At 68.8% G+C, this 16,468-nt stretch carries 16 protein-coding genes; 8 read left to right on the forward strand and 8 right to left on the reverse strand.

Annotation, left to right across the window (positions count from 1 at the left end):
• Positions 1 to 74: 74 nt before the first annotated feature.
• Complete coding sequence (rnd, locus tag VIL76_RS19315; protein WP_332046705.1) at positions 75 to 1,253, forward strand: ribonuclease D; 1,179 nt, start codon at positions 75 to 77, stop codon at positions 1,251 to 1,253.
• Positions 1,254 to 1,795: 542 nt separating this feature from the next.
• Here rnd and VIL76_RS19320 read toward each other — a convergent pair.
• The 6 genes from VIL76_RS19320 to VIL76_RS19345 all read right to left on the reverse strand — a co-directional run bounded on the left by VIL76_RS19320 (position 1,796) and on the right by VIL76_RS19345 (position 8,597).
• Entirely contained in the window at positions 1,796 to 3,292 is a 1,497-nt protein-coding gene (locus VIL76_RS19320) for a Ppx/GppA phosphatase family protein (RefSeq protein ID WP_332046706.1), read from the reverse strand.
• On the reverse strand, positions 3,273 to 5,477 hold the full coding sequence (locus tag VIL76_RS19325) for an RNA degradosome polyphosphate kinase (protein WP_332046707.1): 2,205 nt from the start codon (positions 5,475 to 5,477) through the stop codon (positions 3,273 to 3,275). The genes VIL76_RS19320 and VIL76_RS19325 overlap by 20 nt, the downstream gene beginning before the upstream one ends.
• Before the next feature lie 134 nt (positions 5,478 to 5,611).
• Positions 5,612 to 6,283, reverse strand: a complete 672-nt coding sequence (locus VIL76_RS19330) for a DnaA ATPase domain-containing protein (RefSeq protein ID WP_332046708.1) — start codon at positions 6,281 to 6,283, stop codon at positions 5,612 to 5,614.
• A gap of 112 nt (positions 6,284 to 6,395) precedes the next feature.
• Positions 6,396 to 6,797 carry a GxxExxY protein gene (locus VIL76_RS19335; RefSeq protein ID WP_332046709.1) on the reverse strand — a complete coding sequence of 134 codons (402 nt, stop codon included), beginning with the start codon at positions 6,795 to 6,797 and terminating at the stop codon, positions 6,396 to 6,398.
• Positions 6,798 to 6,852: 55 nt separating this feature from the next.
• Complete coding sequence (locus VIL76_RS19340; protein ID WP_332046710.1) at positions 6,853 to 7,617, reverse strand: arginyltransferase; 765 nt, start codon at positions 7,615 to 7,617, stop codon at positions 6,853 to 6,855.
• 77 nt (positions 7,618 to 7,694) lie between these two features.
• On the reverse strand, positions 7,695 to 8,597 hold the full coding sequence (locus VIL76_RS19345) for a flagellar motor protein MotB (RefSeq protein WP_332046711.1): 903 nt from the start codon (positions 8,595 to 8,597) through the stop codon (positions 7,695 to 7,697).
• Between the two features lie 89 nt (positions 8,598 to 8,686).
• Here VIL76_RS19345 and VIL76_RS19350 point away from each other — a divergent pair, with 89 nt between their 5' ends.
• Genes VIL76_RS19350 through VIL76_RS19360 form a run of 3 tightly spaced genes read left to right on the forward strand, consistent with a single transcriptional unit; the run spans position 8,687 to position 10,830 of the window.
• Positions 8,687 to 9,541 (forward strand): NAD(P)-dependent oxidoreductase, encoded by an 855-nt coding sequence (locus VIL76_RS19350; RefSeq protein WP_332046712.1) that lies wholly within the window; start codon positions 8,687 to 8,689, stop codon positions 9,539 to 9,541.
• Position 9,542: 1 nt separating this feature from the next.
• Positions 9,543 to 10,304, forward strand: a complete 762-nt coding sequence (locus VIL76_RS19355; RefSeq protein ID WP_332046713.1) for a hypothetical protein — start codon at positions 9,543 to 9,545, stop codon at positions 10,302 to 10,304.
• Positions 10,291 to 10,830 carry a GNAT family N-acetyltransferase gene (locus VIL76_RS19360; protein WP_332046714.1) on the forward strand — a complete coding sequence of 180 codons (540 nt, stop codon included), beginning with the start codon at positions 10,291 to 10,293 and terminating at the stop codon, positions 10,828 to 10,830. Before VIL76_RS19355 ends, VIL76_RS19360 begins: the two co-directional genes overlap by 14 nt.
• On the opposite strand, the gene hemB is transcribed toward VIL76_RS19360, so the two are convergent.
• A complete protein-coding gene (gene hemB / locus VIL76_RS19365; protein ID WP_332046715.1) occupies positions 10,827 to 11,843 on the reverse strand; it encodes a porphobilinogen synthase in 1,017 nt (338 codons plus the stop codon). The genes VIL76_RS19360 and hemB overlap by 4 nt on opposite strands.
• A gap of 10 nt (positions 11,844 to 11,853) precedes the next feature.
• Positions 11,854 to 12,330 (reverse strand): hypothetical protein, encoded by a 477-nt coding sequence (locus VIL76_RS19370; RefSeq protein WP_332046716.1) that lies wholly within the window; start codon positions 12,328 to 12,330, stop codon positions 11,854 to 11,856.
• Between the two features lie 86 nt (positions 12,331 to 12,416).
• On the opposite strand from VIL76_RS19370, the gene VIL76_RS19375 reads away from it, so the two are divergent.
• The 4 genes from VIL76_RS19375 to mmsB are packed head-to-tail and all read left to right on the forward strand — an operon-like array spanning position 12,417 to position 16,306.
• A complete protein-coding gene (locus VIL76_RS19375) occupies positions 12,417 to 13,556 on the forward strand; it encodes an isobutyryl-CoA dehydrogenase (protein ID WP_332046717.1) in 1,140 nt (379 codons plus the stop codon).
• Positions 13,553 to 14,605, forward strand: coding sequence for an enoyl-CoA hydratase/isomerase family protein (locus tag VIL76_RS19380; RefSeq protein ID WP_332046718.1), 1,053 nt, complete (start codon positions 13,553 to 13,555; stop codon positions 14,603 to 14,605). The genes VIL76_RS19375 and VIL76_RS19380 overlap by 4 nt, the downstream gene beginning before the upstream one ends.
• Before the next feature lie 37 nt (positions 14,606 to 14,642).
• Positions 14,643 to 15,395 (forward strand): methyltransferase, encoded by a 753-nt coding sequence (locus VIL76_RS19385; protein WP_332046719.1) that lies wholly within the window; start codon positions 14,643 to 14,645, stop codon positions 15,393 to 15,395.
• A 23-nt stretch (positions 15,396 to 15,418) separates the two neighbouring features.
• Positions 15,419 to 16,306, forward strand: coding sequence for a 3-hydroxyisobutyrate dehydrogenase (gene mmsB, locus VIL76_RS19390; RefSeq protein ID WP_332046720.1), 888 nt, complete (start codon positions 15,419 to 15,421; stop codon positions 16,304 to 16,306).
• Positions 16,307 to 16,468 lie beyond the last annotated feature (162 nt).

Below are 16,468 nucleotides of genomic sequence, written 5' to 3' on the forward strand. Positions count from 1 at the left end.
AAAAGCCTTTGAAATCGTGGTGGCGCGTTACGCGGACTTGCAGACTCGGCCCCGCGCGGGGCTATAGCTAATCGATGACGCCGATTACGACCACCGCGGACCTCGCGGTGTTTTGCGACAAGCTCAAGGGCCAGCCGTTCGTCGCCGTGGACACCGAGTTCATGCGCGAGACGACGTACTGGCCGAAGCTGTGTCTGATCCAGGCGGCCGCCCCTACTGCGCACGCGGTGATCGATCCGCTGGCGGAGGGGATGGACCTCGAGCCGTTCCTCGAGGTGATGCGCGACGAGAGTATCTTGAAGGTGTTCCACGCGGCGCGCCAGGACGTGGAAATCTTCAACAATCTCAATGCGATGCCGCGCCCTCTATTCGATACTCAAGTGGCGGGGATGGCCGCGGGGTTCGGCGAGCAGATCGCCTATGACGCGCTGGTCCGACAGATGCTGAAGATCGAGCTCGACAAGAGCTCGCGGTTCACCGACTGGGCCCGCCGGCCCCTGTCGGACGCGCAGCTGACCTACGCCCTGGCCGACGTGACCCACCTGGCGGAGCTCTATCCGCGGCTGCGGGAGCGGCTGGAGAAGGAGGGCCGGCTGGTCTGGGTCACGGACGAGATGAAGGGCCTGACCGACGCGGCCAACTACGACGTGGAGCCGGAGAACGCCTGGAAGCGGCTGCGGCCGCGCCGGCACACCGCCAAGTACCTGGCGGTCTACAAGGCGGTCGCGGCGTGGCGGGAGCGGACCGCGCAGCTGCGCGACCAGCCGCGCGGGCGGATCCTCAAGGACGAGGCGATCGACGAGATCGCCACCCAGGCGCCGGTGGACGCCGAGGCGCTGGACCGGCTGCGTTCGGTGCCGAAGGGCTTCTCCGGCTCGCGGTTCGGACCGGACCTGGTGGCGGCCGTGCGCGAAGCGCTGAAGGACCCGGAGGCCTACGCCCCGGTGATCGAGCGCAGCAAGGGCCCGCCGTCGCCGGCCGCCGGCGCGGTCGTCGAGCTGCTGAAGGTGCTGCTGAAGGCCCGCGCCGAGGAGGCGGGGGTGGCCTCGAAGCTGATCGCCACCGTTTCCGACCTGGAGCAGATCGCCAACGACGACAACGCCGACAACGCCGCGCTGAAGGGCTGGCGGCGCGAGGCGTTCGGCGAGGACGCCCTGAAGCTGAAGCGGGGCGAGCTGGCGCTGGTGCTGGACGGCACGCGGGTGCGCGTCGTCGAGGTCCGCCGGGCGCCGAAGGCCGCCTCCGCCGGCTGACCGCCGGTTTCCTGAGGATAAGCGTAAACATTGAAAAGGCTGGGCTTTCGCGCCCGGCCACAGGCTTGTCCACAGCTTGTCCACCGGGCCGGCGCACAACGCTCACATACCCCCGATTCACCATGCTTGCCCCCCGCCGGGGGATGGGTGATCGTGACCTTGCCGAGAGGGACTGCGGCGCGGCGAGCCGGGCGACCGGAACGCGGAGCGGGCAGAGGTTCCAGGACAGCGAAGGGCGGAACGGGGCGACCCGGACTTCCCCGAGACGGACTGGCGCCCGGGGGCGACCCACGCGGAGCGGCGCAAGCCGCGAAGTGGAGGTTTCCTCCGAGAGGTTCCGAGGGACCAAAAGGCGGCGCGGGGCGACCCGGGCAGTCTGAGGTTCCAAAGGACACCGGAGACGGATCGAAGCGGAGCGGCGCGAGTCGCGAAGCGGATGGTTCTCTCCGACCTCGAAGGCCTAGATCCCCCAACGGATCTGGATCAGAAGGCGGTGTTCCGGGTCCCCCGGGGCGCCGCCTTCTTGCATTTGGCGGCGCCGCTCAGGCCATCTCCAGCTTCAGCTTCAGGGCTCCGGCCAGGGTCTTGGCCCGCTTCGCGGTCTGTTCGCCCAGCAGCATGGCCTCCCATCCCGGCGCGGCGCTCAGCGTCAGGCGGTCTCCGGCGATGGCGATGGCCGACTTCTCCAGCAGGCGGGCGTTTCGGCCGGACAGGTCCGCGCCCAGGCGGATGGCCGAGCCCAGCGCACGCGCCCGCTGCCGCCGCTCCGGCGACAGGATGCGGGCGATCGCAACTTCTTCCGGCGTCCTGGTCGCCACCGTGTAGCGGGCGAAGGCGGCGCAGGCGAGGAACGCCCGCTCCGGGTGGGTCATCCCGGCGATGGGCGCCCGCAGCACGGCCTCGAAGGCCAGGTCCGCGCGATGGTCGGGGTGCATCCGCGCCCCGATGTCCGCCAGGCGGCAGGCCGCGGCCAGCAGGGCCGGGTCGCGGCGGCCGAACAGCGGAGCAAGCCGGTCGAAGGCCGGCCTGAGCCAGGCCTCCAGGGCGCCCCCCAGGTCCGGCGACAGGCCGCGCACGGCGGTCAGCGCCTCGCAGCCGGCGATCAGCGGATCGCGCCGGCGCACCTCGGGCGGCATGGCCTCCAGGAGCATGCCCTCGCGCACCCCATAGGCCGAGATCGCCACCTCCTCCACGCCGAGCTTCTCGATCACCGCCTCCAGCACCAGGGCGGAATAGGGCAGGGTGTCGAAGCGCTTCTTGGAGACCCCCTGGATCCCCTCCAGCGACGAGCGCGACTGCCGCTCCACGAAGCGGGCGACCTCCACGGCGTCGGTGCGGCTGAGGGCGTACTGGTGGGCCACCTTCAGGGGGTAGTCGGCGAGCTCCATGTGCAGCAGGGCCAGGTTCCGCCAGGCGCCGCCGACGGCGTGCAGGCGCGGCGTGGCGAAGCGCCCGGCCAGGGGCGCCAGGTGGCCGTCGATCACGCGGCGGATCTTGTCGACGTCCAGCGGCCGCGGCGCGCCGAGCGCAAACGGCCCCAGCGGCAGGGTCACGCCCTCGGCGGGGTCGGAGCCGTTCAGCCGGATCAGCTCCAGGCTGGAGCCGCCCAGGTCGCCCACCACCCCCTGCGCCACCGGATCTCCGGCCACCACCCCCAGCGCGGCGTAGCGGGCCTCCTCGTCCCCGGAAAGCACCCGCACGGAGAGGCCGGTCTCCTTGCGGATGCGCTGCAGGAAGGCCGGGCCGTCGGCGGCGTCGCGGACGGCGGCGGTGGCCACGGCGGTGATGTCGTCCGGTCGCCAGCCGTCCAGCACGGTCATGAAGCGTCGGATCGCCGCCATGGCGGTCTCCACGCCCGGCTGCGACAGCCGGCCGGAGGTCGGCAGGTCGCGGCCGAGTCCGGCGAGCGCCTTCTCGTTGAACACGGTCCACAGCGCGCGGCCGTCGATCCGGTAGATGACCAGGCGGACCGAGTTGGAACCGACGTCGATGACGGCCGCCTGCCGCGGCTCGGGCGTGCTACCCCCGCGCGGCCACATGGTCGATCGCGCGCGGCATGTCCTTCACCTTCTGGCCTCGTCCGGACAGGCTGGGGTTGGTCATGAAGTACTCGTGCGCGGAGAAGGCGCTCGGGTGGTCCCAGGACGGGTCCCGCCTATAGCGGCCGTCGGCGTCCAAGGTCCAGCTCTGAGCCTCGTCCTTCAGGTTGGCCAGCATGATCTGCTGGAGCACCTGCTGGTGGACGGTGGGGTTCTCGATCGGGGTGAGGCACTCGACACGGCGGTCGAGATTGCGCGGCATCCAGTCGGCCGAGGAGATGAACAGCCGGGCCTCGGACGACGGCATGGCCGCGCCGTTGGCGAAGGCGACGATCCGGCCGTGCTCCAGGAACCGGCCGATGATCGACTTCACCCGGATGTTCTCGGACAGCCCCGGCACGCCGGGCCGCAGGCAGCAGATGCCGCGGACCACGAAGTCGATCTGCACGCCGGTCTGGCTGGCCTTGTAGAGCGCGTCGATGATCTCCGGGTCGACGAGGGCGTTGAGCTTGGCCCAGATCGCCGCTGGACGACCGGCCTCGGCGTTCTCGATCTCGCGCGCGATGAGCGTCAGCAGGTCGCGCTTCATGGTCACCGGCGAGAAGGAGAGCTTCTCCAGGCTTTCGGGCTCGGCGTAGCCGGTCACGTAGTTGAACAGCCGGGCGGCGTCGCGGCTCATGGCCGTGTCCGTCGTGAACAGCGACAGGTCGGTGTAAACGCGCGCGTTCACCGGGTGGTAGTTGCCGGTGCCGAAGTGGCAGTAGGTGCGCAGCGCGTCGGCTTCCTTGCGGACCACCGTCGAGAGCTTGGCGTGGGTCTTGTACTCGATGAAGCCGAACACGACGTGCACGCCGGCGCGCTCGAGGTCGCGGGCCCACTTCAGGTTGGCCTCCTCGTCGAAGCGGGCCTTGATCTCCACGACCGCGGTGACGTTCTTGCCGTTCTCCGCCGCCTCGATCAGGGCGGCGATGATCGGGCTGTCGGCGGAGGTCCGGTAGAGCGTCTGCTTGATGGCCAGCACGTTGGGGTCGCGTGCGGCCTGCCGGAGGAACTGCACCACCACGTCGAAGCTCTCGAACGGGTGGTGGACCAGGATGTCCTTCTCGCGGATCGCGGCGAAGCAGTCGCCGGCGTGGTCGCGGATCCGTTCCGGGAACCGCGGCTCGAACGGCTTGAACTTCAGCTCCGGCCGGTCCGGCGGAATGAGGTGGGTCAGCTCGTCCAGCCCGAGCAGCCCGTCGATCATGATGATGTCTTCGGCCTGGGCGTGCAGGTTCTGGCAGATGAAGCCGGAGAGCTCCTCCGGCATGGCGGATTCGACCTCCACCCGGACCACCGAGCCCATGCGGCGCTGCTTGAGCAGGGCCTCGAATTCGCGGACCAGGTCCTCGGCCTCTTCCTCGATCTCCACGTCGGAGTCGCGGATCAGGCGGAACACGCCCTGACCCAGCACTTCGCAGCCGGGGAACAGGTGGTCCATGAACAGGGCGACCATGCTTTCCAGCGGGATGAACCGCCGTTCGGCCTTGCGGCCGCGGCCGGCCCGGGGCAGCTCCCAGAACCGCGCCACCTGGGCGGGGATCGGGACCAGCGCATAGAGCAGCCGCCCGTCGAACCCGCGGCGCAGCTTCAGCACCAGCGAGAACGCCAGGTTGGGAATGAACGGGAAGGGGTGCGCCGGGTCGATAGCCAGTGGCGTCAGCACCGGGAAAATCTGGCTGACAAAGGTCTCCTCGAGCGAGGTCTTCTCGCTCTCCGAGATGTCGTCGAGGAAGGCGACCTTGAGGCCTTCGACCGAGAGCTCCTCGCGCAGCTCGCGCCAGCGGGTCTGCTGATCGGCCATCAGGTCGGCCGCCTCGGCGTTGACCCGCTCCAGCTGCTCGCCGGGGGTGAGACCGTCCTGGCTGACCACCCGGACCCGCTCGCGGACCTGGGCTTTCAGCCCGGCCACGCGGACCATGTAGAACTCGTCCAGATTGCCGGCGCTGATCGCCAGGAACCGCAGCCGCTCCAGGAGCGGGTGGCGGGGGTTCATGCTCTCGGCGAGCACCCGGCGGTTGAACGACAGCCAGGAGAGCTCGCGGTTGAAGAACCGAGCCGGCGAGTCCGCGAGCTCGGCGTCCCAGGCGAGCGGCCGCGGCGCGCCGTGATCGGCGTTGGCAGCGGCGGGCGTCGCATAGGGCATTCCGGGTCGGCTCCTCGGGCTCGAAGGGGGTGCGATTTCGGACCCCATGGCCTGAAACCGCAAGTGTTCATCCGAAAAGGTCAATATTTTGGTTAAGACGCAGGAATTCCAGCGTCTTGGGCCGCCGAGCGCCGCTATTCGAAGAGGTCGAGGTTGGGATCGCCCCCTTCAAGGATCTCGCGGGCCAGCACGCGCGAGATCGGCCGCGGGTCGCCTTCGCCGGCCTCGTCCAGCCGCCGCACGATCTCGCGCGCCTCGGGGACGGAGCGCTCCATGCGGCGCAGCAGGTAGGCGTAGACCTCGTTCGGCGGGCGGATATTGCGCTCGCGGAAGAACCGCCGCAGCACGCCTTCCAGGACCCGGTCGTCGGGCGGCTCGATCTCCGCCACGGGCAGGGCGTTCAGGCGGGAGCGCAGGTCCGGCAGGGCCGCGGGCCAGGCCATCGGCGGGGTGCGGGCGGTGAGCAGCAGTCCGCCGCCTTCGCGCCCGGCGAGGTTGATCAGGTGGAAGAGGGCCTCGTCCGGGGCGCCACGGTCGACGTCCTCGATCAGCGCCGGCCGGCCGGCGGCGGCGTCCACGTCCGGCGCCTCCCGGTCGAGCGCGACGGCCTTGGCGGTCTTCGCCCAGGTGTGCGCCAGGTGGCTCTTTCCGACCCCTTCCGGCCCCACCAGCACCAGGCAGCCGCCGTGCCAACCCGGCCAGGCGTCGACAGCCGCCACCGCCTGCCTGTTGCAGAGGCCTTCGACGAAGTCGTCGCGGGAATAGCCGGCCTGGCGTCCGAGCTTCAGCCGAAGCTGTTTGGCCATGCGCCTCGTCCGGTGCGGAGCATGGCCGGGTATTTAGAGGGGGCGGCCGCCGGGCGCCAGCGTCGCAGCAACCGTCGGAACCGGACCACGGAAAACACGGAGAACACGGAAGTCAGAGCGCGAAGCGCTCGATCTTCACCTCGGGCGTCGCGCCGAAGTTGATCAGGAGCCCGAGCCTCAGCCCTGTCGCTCGGAGGTAGTTGAGGGTTTGCGCCCGATGCTCGGGCGCGATTTCTCGCGCCACCTTCAGCTCGAGCACCACCCGGTCGAAGCAGACGAAGTCGGGGGTGTAACTCTTGCGGAGCTTCCGGCCCTGGTACTCGATGTGAAGGGGCTGCATCGCGACGAAGGGGATCCGCCGCTCCGCGAACTCGATGGCGAGGCACTCCTGATAGACCGCCTCCAGGAATCCAGGGCCCATCGTCCGGTAGACCTCGAACACGGCGCCCCGGATGCGGAACGTCTCGTCCGCAAACAGGAGGTTTCCGTGTTCTCCGTGTTTTCCGTGGTCCATTTCCACAGCCTAGCCGTAGCTGCGATGTGGAACAATACGTGAACGATCCAGCCGTCTAAGGGGCGGGCTTCGGTTTCAGGTCGCGGGCCGCGACGAGGGTCCAGCCTTCGGGCCGGAGGAGCTCGATGGGGGTGAAGCGGACCTTGTAGTCCATCTTCTCGGAGCCGCGGACCCAGTAGCCCAGGTAGACGTAGGGCAGGCTGGTCAGGCAGGCCTGGATGACGTGGTCGAGGATCACGAAGGACCCGAGGCTGCGGCGCGGCAGGGTGGGGTCGTAGAAGCTGTAGACCAGCGACAGGCCGTCGCTCATCAGGTCGACGAGGGCGCAGGCCACCAGGTCGCCGGGGCCGCCGTCGAACGGACGGGTGCGGTACTCGATGATGTGGGTCCGGACGGCCGTGTCCTCGACCATGGCCACGTAGTCGGGCCAGGTCATCTCGGCCATGCCGCCATCGGCGTGGCGGGATGTCAGGTAGCGGCGGAGCAGGTCGAACTGCTCCATGGTGGCTTCGGCCTCCACCAGGTGACGCTCGAGGTCCTCGTTGCGGTTCAGCACCTTCCGCTCGGAGCGCGAGAAGACGTAGTCCGCCGCCGGGATGCGCGCCGAGACGCAGGCCGTGCAGGCCTCGCAGGCCGGGCGGTAGGCGATGTTCTGTGAACGGCGGAACCCTACCTGGGTGAGGCTGTCGTTGACCGTCGCCCCATCCGACAGCGGCAGGTGGGCGAACACCTTCCGTTCGAACCGCTCCGGCAGGTACGGGCAGGGCGAGGGGGCGGTCAGGAAGAACCGGAGCTGCCTGGTCGGAAAATGCTGCGTCACGGACCTGCGGTCGCCCTTACACCCACGCCTTGGAACAGATTAGGCGTCATGCCGGGGCCCAGCGCAAGGCGCTTACGCTAAAGCCCCTGGTCCGGCGGCAGAACCGGCGCCTCACGCAACAACACGATCGCAATGCGACGGTTGCCGGGAAGCGTCGGATCGTCGGGATAGAGCGGCTCGGACGTGGCCTTTCCGGCCATCTGGTAGACGCGGTCGGGATCGACGCCCGCGCCTTGCAGGATGCGCCGCGACGCATCGGCGCGGCCCGCCGACAGGATCCAGTCGCCCTCGGCCTTGGCGCCGTTGGGGCTGGCGCTGGTGTGGCCGTAGATGCTGATCCGGTTCGGCAGCTGGTTGATCACCTTCGAGATCGCCCTGAGCAGCACCTTGGCGCGGTCGTTCGGCTGGGTGGAGCCCTGGTTGAACATCGAGCGGCCTTCCTGGTCCACGAGCTGGATCCGCAGGCCCTCGGGGGTCTGGTCGATGATCAGGTTCTTCGACAGCTCGGCGAGCTCGGGCATGTCCTGCAGCGCCTGGCGCAGGGACTGGGCGGCGGAGGCGAAGGCGGCCTCCTCGCGCTTCTGAAGCGCCTGGCGCATGGCCTCGGTGGAGGCTCGTTCGGCTGCGCTCTTCGAGGCGTCCTGCGCCTTGCCGTCGTCCGGGTTGCGGCTGTCGGGAGAGAGTTCCTCGATCACCGACATGGTGCCGTCGCCCTTGGCGCCGTCGTCGCCCAGGGCGGTGCCGCCCAGGATGCCGCCGGAGCCGGAGGTGGTCTCCGAGACGCTGGCCGGGGCGAAATAGTCGGCGATGCCGCGCTTCTGCTCGGGGCTCGTGGTGTTGATCAGCCACATCAGCAGGAAGAAGGCCATCATGGCCGTGACGAAGTCCGCATAGGCGACCTTCCAGGCGCCGCCATGGTGTCCGTGGCCGCCGCCTTTCTTGATCTTCTTGATGATGATCGGCTGGTCGCCCACCGACATGGCTCACCCCGGACAAGCCTGTTACGAGGGGCCGAGGGTGCGCAGGCGCTCGTTAAGATGCCGTTGAGGGTAAGAGGAGTTCGAGGGGGATGAGGCTCGCGTTCGCAGGCCTGGGGGTGATGGGCTTCCCCATGGCCGGGCACCTGGCCAGGGCCGGCCACGAGGTCACCGTCTACAACCGCAGCCCGGAGAAGGCCGCCCGCTGGGTGGAGACCTACGGCGGCCGCTCGGCGGCGACGATCGCCGAGGCGGCGCAGGAGGCGGAGGTTTTCCTGCTGTGCGTGGGGGCCGACGACGACGTTCGCCAGGTGGTGGGCGAGGCCCTGCCGGCGCTGCGCCACGGCGCCGTGGTGGTCGATCACACCACGGCCTCGGCCGCGGTGGCGCGCGAGATGGCGCTCGAAGCCGCCAAGCGCGGCCTGGGGTTCGTCGACGCCCCCGTTTCAGGCGGGCAGGCCGGCGCGGAGAACGGCCAGCTCACCATCATGTGCGGCGGCGATCCGGCGGCCTTCTTGACCGTGCAGTCCGTGGTGGCGCCCTACACCAAGGCCATCCGGCTGATGGGCGGGCCCGGCGCGGGCCAGCTGACCAAGATGGTCAACCAGATCTGCATCGCCGGCGTGGTCCAGGGGCTCGCCGAGGGGCTGCACTTCGCCAAGCGCGCGGGGCTCGATCCGCAGGACGTCTACGAGGCGATCTCCAAGGGCGCGGCCCAGTCCTGGCAGATGGACAACCGCTGGAAGTCCATGGGCGAGGGGAAGTTCGACTTCGGCTTCGCCGTCGACTGGATGCGGAAGGACCTGGGCCTGGTGCTGGAGGAGGCCGCCCGCAACGGGGCGAAGCTCGACATGACGGCGCTGGTCGACGGCTTCTACGCAGAGGTGCAGGGGCTCGGCGGCAACCGCTGGGACACTTCAAGTCTAGTTGCGCGCCTGGAGAGATAAAATGGAACAGCGCGAAAAAGAACTTCACTATAGATATTGGCTGGGAATCGTCGGTGCAATTGCCGTCTTGATCGCCAGCACACTGTGGTCGGGAAACGATACCTTATTTAACATGATATCATTCGCGGCAGCTGTGTCCTCATTGATTCTTGCCGTAATCGCGATACTGATGACGAATAAATCAACAGAGAATATACAGTACACACTTGCGTCACTTAGTTCCTCATCCGGCAAGATCGAGTCTGTCGCTTCTAGTTTAGATCGCTCAACCACCGAGTTGGCTTCCAAGGTCGAGGCTATCCCAAGCGCGTTGGGGGATATGGCCGAAAGACTCGACCGCGCGCAGGAAACCTGGGGCGCTCAACGCGCGCAGGTGGCCGCCGTGGTCGAAGCCGCAGAAAGCGAGGGCTCGCCCAGCAAGAGCGGGGAAGAGTCCGAGTTGAGCGTACTCTTGGAGCGAGCTCCCCCTGGAGGCGTGATGGCAATGTATGCTTGTGCGCTGGCAGCTGCGACTGGGAAGAGGGTCCGCTTCGAAGACATTTGGGACACTAGGTCTGCCTCTTTCGCGAAGGGGTTTTTGCGTGGGTTGCACGCCGCTAGAGTTATAGAAAGTAAATCTACCTCCAAATTTACGTCGATCACCGACGCGAAGAGCTTAGATAAGGACGTGTTAAAGACGTTTCTGACAGAAATGGCCCCGAAAAACAGCTATGTGCAGCGATATATGCCCAGAGTGGAAGACTATTTCGGTGACGAAATCTGACTCGGAGATGGCTTTGGAAGGTGTGGTTGTAATAGAGACGGATCGCCTGACCCTGCGCGAGATCACCGAGGACGACGCCGGGTTCATGCTGGAGCTGCTGAATTCGCCCGGGTTCATCCGCTACATCGCCGACCGCGGGGTGCGCACGGAGGCGGCGGCGCGCGCCTACATCGGCGAGCGGATCACCTCCAGCTACCGCGACCACGGCTTCGGCATGTGGGGCGTGGTCCCGAAGGGCGAGGGCGCGCCGGTAGGCCTGGCGGGGCTGGTGAAGCGTGACGTCCTCCCGCATGTGGACATCGGCTATGCGCTGCTGGAGCGGGCCTGGGGACGCGGCTACGCCCGCGAGGCCGCCGAGGCGGTGCTGAAACACGCCCAGGGGCCGCTGGCGCTGGGGACCATCGTGGCGATCACCACGCCCGACAACGAGGCCTCGCAGAACGTGCTGAAGAAGATCGGCCTGCGCTACGTCGACGAGCGCGACCTGCCCGGCTGGGACGGGCCCAGCGCCTACTTCTCGACCTAGGCACCCAGCAGCCGGGCCGCCCGGGGCGCGAAATAGGTGATCACGCCGGCGGCGCCGGCGCGCTTGAAGGCGCCGAGGCTCTCCAGGATCGCCCGCTCCTCGTCGAGCCAGCCATTCTGGGCGGCGGCCATGAGCATGGCGTACTCGCCGGAGACCTGGAAGGCGAAGGTGGGCAGGGAGAAGGCGTCGACCACCTGGCGGACGATGTCGAGGTAGGGCAGGCCGGGCTTGACCATGACCATGTCCGCGCCCTCGGCGATGTCGAGCGCCACCTCGCGCAGGGCCTCGGCGTGGTTGGCCGGGTCCATCTGGTAGGTGCGCTTGTCGCCGGGGTTCTCCACGTCGCCGCTGCCGAGCTTCCCGGAGCCGATGGCCTCGCGGTAGGGGCCGTAGAAGGCCGAGGCGTACTTGGCCGCGTAGGACATGATCATCACGTCCTGCAGGCCCTCGGCCTCCAGCGCAGTCCGGAGCGCCCCGCAGCGGCCGTCCATCATGTCGGAGGGGGCGAGGATGTCGCAGCCGGCGCGGGCCTGCATGATCCCCTGATGGACCAGCCGCTCGATGGTCTCGTCGTTGACGATGCGGCCGCCGCGCACGACGCCGTCGTGGCCGTGGGTGGTGAACGGGTCCAGCGCCACGTCGCACATGATCCCGACCTCGGGGGCGGCGTCCTTCATGGCCTTGACGGCGCGGGCCACCAGGCCATCGGCGTCATGGGCGAGCGTGCCCTCGGCGTCCTTCTTGGCCCCGTCGATGTGCGGGAAGACGGCGATGGCGGGAATGCCCAGGTCGCGGGCCTCGCGGGCCGCGGCGGCGGCGTCCTTCACGGAGAAGCGGCTGATGCCCGGCATCGAGCCCACCGGGACCTGGCCCTCGCCCTCGTGGACCACCATCGACCAGATCAGGTCCGCCGGGGTGAGCACGCTCTCGCGCACCAGACGGCGGACCCAGTCGGTCTGGCGAAGGCGGCGAAGGCGGAGCGCTGGGTAGGCGGCGAGGGGCGGGAGGGTCATGAGCCTGCGGCTACTGCCCGATGGGCTCCGAGGCAAGCCTGACGAAGCCGATGGAGGAGGCCACGATCAGCCAGAAGGTGGAGAGCAGGCCCAGCACCAGGGCCGCGCCGAGGAGCGCGATGGTGCTCGAATCGATGGTCACGTCGGAGAGCTCGACGTGCATGTTGCCCACCCCGTCGAAGCCGCTGATGGCGGCGACGTCGACGATCTGGCCCAGGCCCGCGACCACCCCGGCCGAGGCGCAGGCCGCCGCCCCCAGGGTCAGGGCAAGCGCGATCCAGAACATCCGGATTTGGAAGTTGAAGTGCGAACGGATCCGCTTCGGGGCGGCGTCCTTCTGGGAATAGGCGATGACCACCGCCACCAGCGCCGTCAGACCTGCGAAGAACACGGACAGGAACAGCAGCCCATACCCCAGCATCGCCAGGTTCATGGACGTGTCGGTCGGCCGCGCCGTCGCCCGCGCCCCCAGGTATTCCGTCGCCATTACGGCCCCCCAAAGCCGCCCATGTCGATTGACAGGGTGCGCCAGCGGAGCCAGTTCCTCAATCCCTTTGGTCAATTTGGCGCGCCATGGACTTCAGCCTCACCGACGACCAGCGAGCCATCGAGGAGGCCGCGCGCGCCTTCGCCGAAGCGGAAATGGCGCCGCATTCCGCCCGCTGGGACGAGGAGAAGCACTTCCCCGTGAACGTGCTGCGCAAGGCCGCCGAGCTGGGATTCGCCGGCCTCTACGTGGCTGAGGACGTGGGCGGGTCGGGGCTGTCGCGACTCGACGCCTCGATCGTGTTCGAGGCGCTCTCCTACGGCGACGTGGCGGTCTCGGCCTTCATCTCGATCCACAACATGGCAGCCTGGATGATCGACCGGTTCGGCGCCGACGAGCTGCGGCGCAGGTACCTGCCGAAGCTCACCGCCATGGAGTTCATCGCCTCCTACTGCCTGACGGAGCCGGGGTCGGGGTCCGACGCGGCGGCGCTGGGCACGACCGCGCGCAAGGACGGCGGCGACTATGTCCTGAACGGCTCCAAGGCCTTCATCTCCGGCGCGGGAACGTCCGACGTCTATGTGGTCATGGCGCGGACCGGCGGGCCGGGGCCGAAGGGGATCTCGGCCTTCGTGGTGGAGAAGGACGCGCCCGGCCTCTCCTTCGGGGGCCAGGAAAAGAAGATGGGCTGGAACGCCCAGCCCACCGCCCAGGTGAACTTCGACGACTGCCGCGTGCCGGAGGAAAACCGCATCGGCGCGGAGGGCGACGGCTTCCGCTTCGCCATGGCGGGCCTCGACGGCGGGCGGATCAACATCGCGTCCTGCAGCCTCGGCGGCGCCCAGCTGGCGCTCGACACCGCCAGGGCGCACCTGGAGACCCGCAAGCAGTTCGGCCAGGCCCTGAAGGAGTTCCAGGGGCTGCAGTGGCGGCTGGCGGACATGGCCACCGAGCTGGAGGCCGCCCGGCTGATGGTCCGCCGCGCGGCCGACGCCCTCGACAAGCGCGACCCCAAGGCCACCCAGTACTGCGCCATGGCCAAGCGGTTCGCCACCGACGCCGGCTTCGAGGTGGCCAACCAGGCGCTTCAACTGCACGGCGGCTACGGCTACCTGCGCGACTACCCGCTGGAGCGCATCGTCCGCGACCTGCGGGTCCACCAGATCCTCGAGGGGACCAACGAGATCATGCGCGTGATCACCGCGCGGGAGCTGCTGCGCCAATGAGTGAAGAGCCGGAAGTCCTGATCCGCATCGAAGGGGCGGTGGGGCGGATCACCCTGAACCGCCCGAAGGCGCTGCACGCGCTGACCACGAACATGTGCCGGCTGATCACCGACGCGCTGACGACCTGGGTGGACAACCCGATCGTCAAGCTGGTGCTGCTCGACCACGCCGGCGAGCGGGGCTTCTGCGCCGGCGGCGACATCCGCATGCTGGCCGACAGCGGGGCGAAGGATGGGGCCGAGGCCCGCGAGTTCTTCCACACCGAGTACCGGCTGAACCATCTGCTGTTCCACTACCCCAAGCACATCATCGCGGTGATGGACGGGGTGACCATGGGCGGCGGCGTGGGGCTGTCGCGGCCCTGCCGGTTCCGGATCGCCACCGAGCGGACCACCTTCGCCATGCCGGAGACGGGGATCGGCCTGTTCCCCGACGTGGGCGGCGGCTGGTACCTGCCCAGGATGCCCGACCACATCGGGCTGTGGCTGGCGCTCACCGGGGCGCGGATCAAGGCGGCCGACTGCGAGCTCCTGGGCGTCGCCACCGACTACATCGAGAGCAAGGACATCGAACGGTTCAAGGCCGGCGTCATCGCCGAGCCCGCGGCCATGGAGACCCTGCTCACCGAGATGGAGGCCGATCCCGGCCGGCCGGCCGTGGCCCAGCACCAGGACGAGATCAACCGCATCTTCGGCCAGGACAGCGTCGAAGCCATCGTGGCCGAGCTGGAGCGGGCCGACACCGACTGGTCCCGCGAGCAGCTGAAGGTGCTCGCCACCAAGTCCCCGCAGACCCTGAAGGTCGCCTTCCGGCAGCTGAAGCTGGGCGGCCAGGCGAAGTCCTTCGCCGAGAACATGGCCATGGAGTACCGGATCGGCGCCCGCGTGGTGCAGCGGCACGACTTCCTGGAGGGGGTGCGCGCCGTGATCGTCGAGAAGGACAACGCGCCCCGCTGGGACCCGCCGACGCTGGAAGGCGTCACCGAGGCCATGCTGGACGAGATCTTCGCGCCCTTGCCTTCCGCCGAAGAGTGGACGCCACTACCCTGAGCGTAGGACCGCTGACGCGGTCGGGGAGGACACAGAGATGAATTCCAAGCTGATTCTGGCCGCCGTGGCGGCCCTGGCGCTGTCGGCGTGCGCGAGCACCGGCGGCTCGTCCGGCGGCGGCTCGACCATCGCCGCGGCCATCGCCGATCCGGCCCGGCCCGAGGCCGACGTCAAGCGCGACGCCGACCGCAAGCCCGCCGAGATGCTGGCCTTCGCCGGCGTCAGGCCGGGCATGAAGGTGGCCGACTTCCTCCCCGGCGGCGGCTACTTCACCCGCATCTTCGCCAAGGCGGTGGGCCCGTCGGGCAAGGTCTATGCGGTGATCAACCCGCCGGCCCCCAACGCCCAGCAGCCGCCGCCGATCATCGCCGTGGCCCAGGGCTATCCCAACGTGCAGGTGACCCCGGTCCCCTTCGCCAACCTGGCGCTCCCGGAGCCGGTGGACGTGTTCTGGACCTCCCAGAACTACCACGACCTCTACCTGACCCGGTTCAACCTGGACGTCCCGAGCGTGGACAAGGCGATCTTCAACGCCATCAAGCCGGGCGGCGTGCTGATCATCCTCGACCACGCGGCCAACGCCGGCGCCGAGGTGGGACCCACCGCCAACACCCTGCACCGGATCGACCCGGCCGTGGTCCGCCGCAACCTGGAGGCCGCCGGCTTCCGCTACGAGGGCGAGAGCAGGGCGCTCGCCAACCCGGCCGACGACCACACCAAGGGCGTCTTCGACCCGTCGTTGCGCGGGCACACGGACCAGTTCATCTACAAGTTCCGCAAGCCTCGCTAAGCAGCTGAAGTAAAGGCGTTTAAATGACTCGCGTCGCGTTCATCGGCCTCGGCAACATGGGCGGCGGCATGGCCGCCTGCCAGGCCAAGGCCCAGCGGGCCGTGAGCGCCTTCGACCTCTCCGCGGCCGCCGTCGAGAAGGCGCTGGCAGCCGGGTGTTCGGCGGCGGGCTCGGTCGCCGAGGCGGTGCGCGACGCCGAGGCGGTGGTCACCATGCTACCGGCTGGCCCGCACGTGCGCTCGGTCTACGCCGAGCAGGTGTTCCCCAACGCCCCGGCGGGCGCGCTGCTGATCGACTGCTCCACCATCGACGTGGAAAGCGCCCGCGCCGTCGCCGCCCAGGCAAGGGAGAAGGGCTTCCGCTTCGCCGACGCCCCGGTCTCCGGCGGGGTCGCGGCCGCCGAGGCCGGGACCCTGGCCTTCATGGTCGGCTGCGACGAGGCGGATTTCGCCGAGGTGGAGCGGGTCATCGCGCCCATGTCCCGGGCCACCATCCGGGCCGGAGACCACGGCGCCGGGCAGGCGGCCAAGATCTGCAACAACATGGTCCTGGGCGCCTCTATGATCGCGGTCTGTGAGGCCTTGGCGCTGGCCGAGAAGCTCGGCCTCGACCCGGTGAAGTTCCACGAGATCTCCTCGCAGTCCTCCGGCCAGTGCTGGAGCCTGACCAGCTACTGCCCCTGGCCGGGACCGGTGCCGGCGGCGCCCTCGAACCGCGACTACGAGGGCGGCTTCGCCACGGCGATGATGCTGAAGGACCTGAAGCTCGCCCAGGAGGCTGCGGCGAAATCGGGCGCTGCGGCCCCCTTGGGCGCGCAGGCGGAGGGCCTATATGCCCTGTTCGAAAAACTCGGTTATGGCGGTAAGGACTTCTCCGCCATCCTGCAGCTCTTCCGGGGCCAACTTCCGTAGACCGCGTATGTCGCTGGCGAAATCCGGGCGGCGATTGACGGAAATCAAGGGACCGTAGAGTCCCCCTCGGTAGACAAACAGGCGCCGCAGGTCCAAAAGCGCCGGTCGTAAAAGGGGCCGTTTCGGCGTATTATCGTCGCGACGTCGTCGGGAACTTAAGTC

Origin of the sequence: Phenylobacterium sp. (assembly GCF_036563285.1) — a bacterium.
Classification (GTDB): domain Bacteria; phylum Pseudomonadota; class Alphaproteobacteria; order Caulobacterales; family Caulobacteraceae; genus Phenylobacterium.

Coding starts and splice junctions, on each gene's coding strand:
- VIL76_RS19380 (WP_332046718.1), top strand. CDS start 13,553: ATGAGTGAAGAGCCGGAAGTCCTGATCCGCATCGAAGGGGCGGTGGGG.
- mmsB (WP_332046720.1), top strand. CDS start 15,419: ATGACTCGCGTCGCGTTCATCGGCCTCGGCAACATGGGCGGCGGCATG.
- VIL76_RS19320 (WP_332046706.1), bottom strand. CDS start 3,292: ATGTGGCCGCGCGGGGGTAGCACGCCCGAGCCGCGGCAGGCGGCCGTC.
- VIL76_RS19345 (WP_332046711.1), bottom strand. CDS start 8,597: ATGTCGGTGGGCGACCAGCCGATCATCATCAAGAAGATCAAGAAAGGC.
- VIL76_RS19350 (WP_332046712.1), top strand. CDS start 8,687: ATGAGGCTCGCGTTCGCAGGCCTGGGGGTGATGGGCTTCCCCATGGCC.
- VIL76_RS19335 (WP_332046709.1), bottom strand. CDS start 6,797: ATGGACCACGGAAAACACGGAGAACACGGAAACCTCCTGTTTGCGGAC.
- VIL76_RS19385 (WP_332046719.1), top strand. CDS start 14,643: ATGAATTCCAAGCTGATTCTGGCCGCCGTGGCGGCCCTGGCGCTGTCG.
- VIL76_RS19330 (WP_332046708.1), bottom strand. CDS start 6,283: ATGGCCAAACAGCTTCGGCTGAAGCTCGGACGCCAGGCCGGCTATTCC.
- VIL76_RS19375 (WP_332046717.1), top strand. CDS start 12,417: ATGGACTTCAGCCTCACCGACGACCAGCGAGCCATCGAGGAGGCCGCG.
- VIL76_RS19325 (WP_332046707.1), bottom strand. CDS start 5,477: ATGCCCTATGCGACGCCCGCCGCTGCCAACGCCGATCACGGCGCGCCG.
- rnd (WP_332046705.1), top strand. CDS start 75: ATGACGCCGATTACGACCACCGCGGACCTCGCGGTGTTTTGCGACAAG.
- hemB (WP_332046715.1), bottom strand. CDS start 11,843: ATGACCCTCCCGCCCCTCGCCGCCTACCCAGCGCTCCGCCTTCGCCGC.
- VIL76_RS19355 (WP_332046713.1), top strand. CDS start 9,543: ATGGAACAGCGCGAAAAAGAACTTCACTATAGATATTGGCTGGGAATC.
- VIL76_RS19370 (WP_332046716.1), bottom strand. CDS start 12,330: ATGGCGACGGAATACCTGGGGGCGCGGGCGACGGCGCGGCCGACCGAC.